The 3,269-nt window shown below is 67.5% G+C and carries 2 protein-coding genes and 2 pseudogenes; 3 read left to right on the forward strand and 1 reads right to left on the reverse strand.

The window, feature by feature from the left end:
- Positions 1-878 precede the first annotated feature (878 nt).
- The 3 genes and pseudogenes from ACIRVH_RS46405 to ACIRVH_RS46415 all read left to right on the forward strand — a co-directional run.
- Positions 879-1,031 (forward strand): annotated as a pseudogene (locus ACIRVH_RS46405) (DUF3117 domain-containing protein); the annotation flags it as partial.
- Between the two features lie 51 nt (positions 1,032-1,082).
- A pseudogene (locus tag ACIRVH_RS46410) lies at positions 1,083-1,229 on the forward strand (DUF3117 domain-containing protein); the annotation flags it as partial.
- Between the two features lie 447 nt (positions 1,230-1,676).
- Positions 1,677-2,255 (forward strand): transposase, encoded by a 579-nt coding sequence (locus ACIRVH_RS46415; RefSeq protein WP_403967158.1) that lies wholly within the window; start codon positions 1,677-1,679, stop codon positions 2,253-2,255.
- Between the two features lie 353 nt (positions 2,256-2,608).
- On the opposite strand, the gene ACIRVH_RS46420 is transcribed toward ACIRVH_RS46415, so the two are convergent.
- Positions 2,609-2,896 carry a WhiB family transcriptional regulator gene (locus ACIRVH_RS46420; RefSeq protein ID WP_403967161.1) on the reverse strand — a complete coding sequence of 96 codons (288 nt, stop codon included), beginning with the start codon at positions 2,894-2,896 and terminating at the stop codon, positions 2,609-2,611.
- Positions 2,897-3,269 lie beyond the last annotated feature (373 nt).

Raw genomic sequence — 3,269 nt, forward strand, 5'->3', positions numbered from 1 at the left:
CAAGCTCCACCACACCTAATGCCTCTTGCGCACCGCCACTCCTCCCTCACAGAATCAGCCCGTAAGCTGCCGAAGCAGATGAAAACGACCTCTAAGAACCCGTTGCCATATCGATCGTGGGGTCTGTTGGTTCGAACAGGGTTCCGAGTCGGGTGATGCTCGGGTGGTCCGGGCATGAAGGCAGGGCCTCGCGGTAGCTTGGGGGTGCGCCCCCCTCCGAGTTCCAGGAGACCCTGTTGCCGCATTTCTAGGCGTCCGCCTCCGCCGCGCTCAACCTTGCTGCCCCATGGTGTGACTGCATCGCGCACGCGCCGTGAGCGCTGACGCCGCTCATGAGGCGGGATGCCTCCTGGCCGGCTCGCGGCCAACTGTTGTACAGCGCGGGCTCGGATGGTGGCGAGAAGGTAGACACCTCACGAAGCCAAGCCGTCGAGCCGCCCTGTGCCGAGCTGCTGGGCCTGTCCGCCAGGCCGGCCCACATGGCCGTCCGGTCGACACCCGGTTCGGGGAGGGGGAGGATGGATGGAAAGGCGCCTTTCCGATCAGTCCGGTGCCATAGCGGCGCCACAGCCGTACATCCGTTGTCGCGCTGTGGCTGGAGGGACCACTCCCGGAGCGCTGGCGCGGCGACTTGCCCCCGTGTTTTCCGCGGCGCCCTCCACTCAGCGCGAGGGAGGACACCCATCATGGCCCGGCGCATCCGACGTAATGCCGTCATCTCGCTCGTAGTCTCATCGTTCGTTCTGGGGACCACAGTCGTCCTAACGCCTCCCGCCACCGCGACACCGGCTCTGGGGACGTACACAGTCAAGACCGAGGGCAACGGGACGCGGGCACTGTCCCTCAACAACGGTGACTTCATTCAGCCGCGCGGCACGATCAGGCCGCGGACGGGCGACGGCCCGCTCGAGGTCACCAAGGAGGGGCGGGGCATCGTCATGCGCGTACCGCTCGAAGGCGGCGGTCGGCTCGTAGTCGAACTGACCCCGGACGAGGCCGGTGCCCTCGCCGGCGCACTCAAGGAGGTCGTCAACGAGGATGAATGCACTCGGCCGAGCGACAGGGCCAGGATGAGGCCGCGGACGGGCGATGGCCCGCTCGAAGTCACCGAGGAGGGGCAGGGCATCGTCATACGCATACCGCTCGAAGGCGGCGGTCGGCTCGTATTCGAACTGCCCCCGGGCCTGGCCGGTGCCCTCGCCGACGGACTCAAGAACGTCGTGGGCTGATGTCATTGGTCAGTGAGACTGAGAAGTAGTTGCCGTACCGCGGAGTTCGTCTGACGGTCGAATGCGGGTTCCCGGTCGGGTGATCTTCCGGTGAGCGGGGCATGAAGGCAGGGCCTCCTGGTAGCTCGGGGGTGCGATCCCATTCCGAGCGGTTCCCGGAGGCCCTGTTGTCGTTGTTGTACGCGCCCGAGCCCGTTGACTTCAACTCGTCCGCCTTGTCGTGCGATTGCCTCGCGCATGTGTACGGCAACGCGGCCGATCATCTCGATCGGGTGCGCCGGTATCCGTCGGACATGACGGACGCGGAGTGGGCGGAGGTCCGGCCGTTGCTGTCGGTGCCGGCCTGGCTCCAGGGCAGAGGCGGGCAGCCAGAGGGCTATTGCCACCGCCAGATGCTGGACGCGATCCGCTCTACCTGGTCGCGGGTGTGGGATCTCGTGCCGGGCGATGCCTGCGGACTTCCCCGCCTGGGGCCGGGTCTACGCTTTCTTCCGCCGCTGGCGCGAGCACGGGCTGATCGCCGAGTTCCACGACCGGCTGCGCGGGAAAGTCCGTGAGCGCGAAGGCCACGAGGCCCAGCCCACGGCGGGGATCATCGACGCGCAGTCGGTGCGGGCCGCTGCGACAGTACCGGCCGCCTCACGCGGCTACGACGGCGGAAAGAAGGTGCCCGGCCGCAAAAGGCACATCGTGACCGACTGCCTCGGCCTGCTCCTGGTCGTCGCGGTCACCGCCGCGAACTTCGGCGACCGGGACGCCGCCGTGGGCCTGCTGACCCGGCTGCGCCGCCTGCACCGCGACATCACCCTGGTCTGGGCAGACGGCGGCTACACGTCGGCTCCCGACGTATTGATGTGGGACCCGGCCTCACTCGCCGAGCCCCACAGGGCCAGGAATGACACCTGGCGTATCGGCATGCCCAGCGTACAGCGCGCCGCCGTGGTCTTTGATGGCGGTCCCGCGCGGCGTGCGATCGGAGCGTGGGACCGCCGAGTTCCCGGCTGTCCTGTCAGAGCCGGGAACTGAAATCGTACGAAACAACATCACTATTCGCACTCCCACCGGCGCGTCCGGGCACATTGTCCTGGAAGTCGGCGGGTGACTGGGCGTCGGCTGCGCGAGCGGTGCGTGGAGCGCGAGCCTGCGGCGTAGGCGCATGGTGGGTGACGGCGCAGGAAGCGCACTGCCTGCCATGCGCGAAGGATCCAGGAAGCCAGCAGGTCGCCTCGTCGGGTGAGCGTATGTCACCGGGTGCGCATCACCCGTGCGGCAGCAAGGTGTGCGGGGCGGCCGTGTGTCACATCCGCACGACAACAACTCGACTTGGCCCCGGCACACCGAATGGCCCGCACCGGTGCGCCGACGGACGCATCAGGTGGTCAACCAGCAGCGGGCCGCTCGTACGCCTGACGCGCGTCCTCCAGAACTCTCCGCCAGGAAACGACGTCCGGACGGCGGCGCAGCAGGGCACGGCGCTCGCGTTCGGTCATGCCACCCCACACGCCGAACTCGATGCGCTGGTCGAGAGCTTCGGCCAGGCACTCGGTGCGCACCACACACCCCGTGCACACCGCCTTCGCCCGGTTCTGCTCGGCCCCATGGGCGAAGAGTTCCTCGGGGTCGGTGCTCCGGCAGGCCGCGAACTCAGTCCATTGCACGCTGGCCATGGCTCCCCCTCAACTTCCCTCAGCGACCCTACGCCGCCCACCGTCACCAACGCTCACGGGCTCCGATCTGCTCAACACGGTGGAAAGCAAAGACCTGGGCCAGCCCGCATGGTGAGCCATCACTGGTGTGTTCTCGTACGGGTGCGTTCTGGCGGGACAACAGTGAGGTGTTTCAGTGAGGCCACCGATCGGGTGACGGCAACCTTGCTCGCAACGCACAAGGCTCCCGTGCCGTTGAGGGAGGTGTTCGAAGTCTCAACCCATCGGCGCAGGAGCCTTGTTGGTCCCTCATCCTGCCGCACTCGACCTGCCCCATGCGCTCATCGAGTGAGTCTCAATGATGGTGTCAAGCCGATTGGGGGGCCGGTGGGGT

This window comes from Streptomyces sp. NPDC101165 (assembly GCF_044768135.1).
Taxonomy (GTDB): domain Bacteria; phylum Actinomycetota; class Actinomycetes; order Streptomycetales; family Streptomycetaceae; genus Streptomyces.

Bases quoted from the DNA above. Each gene is read 5' to 3' on its own strand.
- ACIRVH_RS46415 (WP_403967158.1), top strand. From the start codon at position 1,677: ATGCCTGCGGACTTCCCCGCCTGGGGCCGGGTCTACGCTTTCTTCCGC.
- ACIRVH_RS46420 (WP_403967161.1), bottom strand. From the start codon at position 2,896: ATGGCCAGCGTGCAATGGACTGAGTTCGCGGCCTGCCGGAGCACCGAC.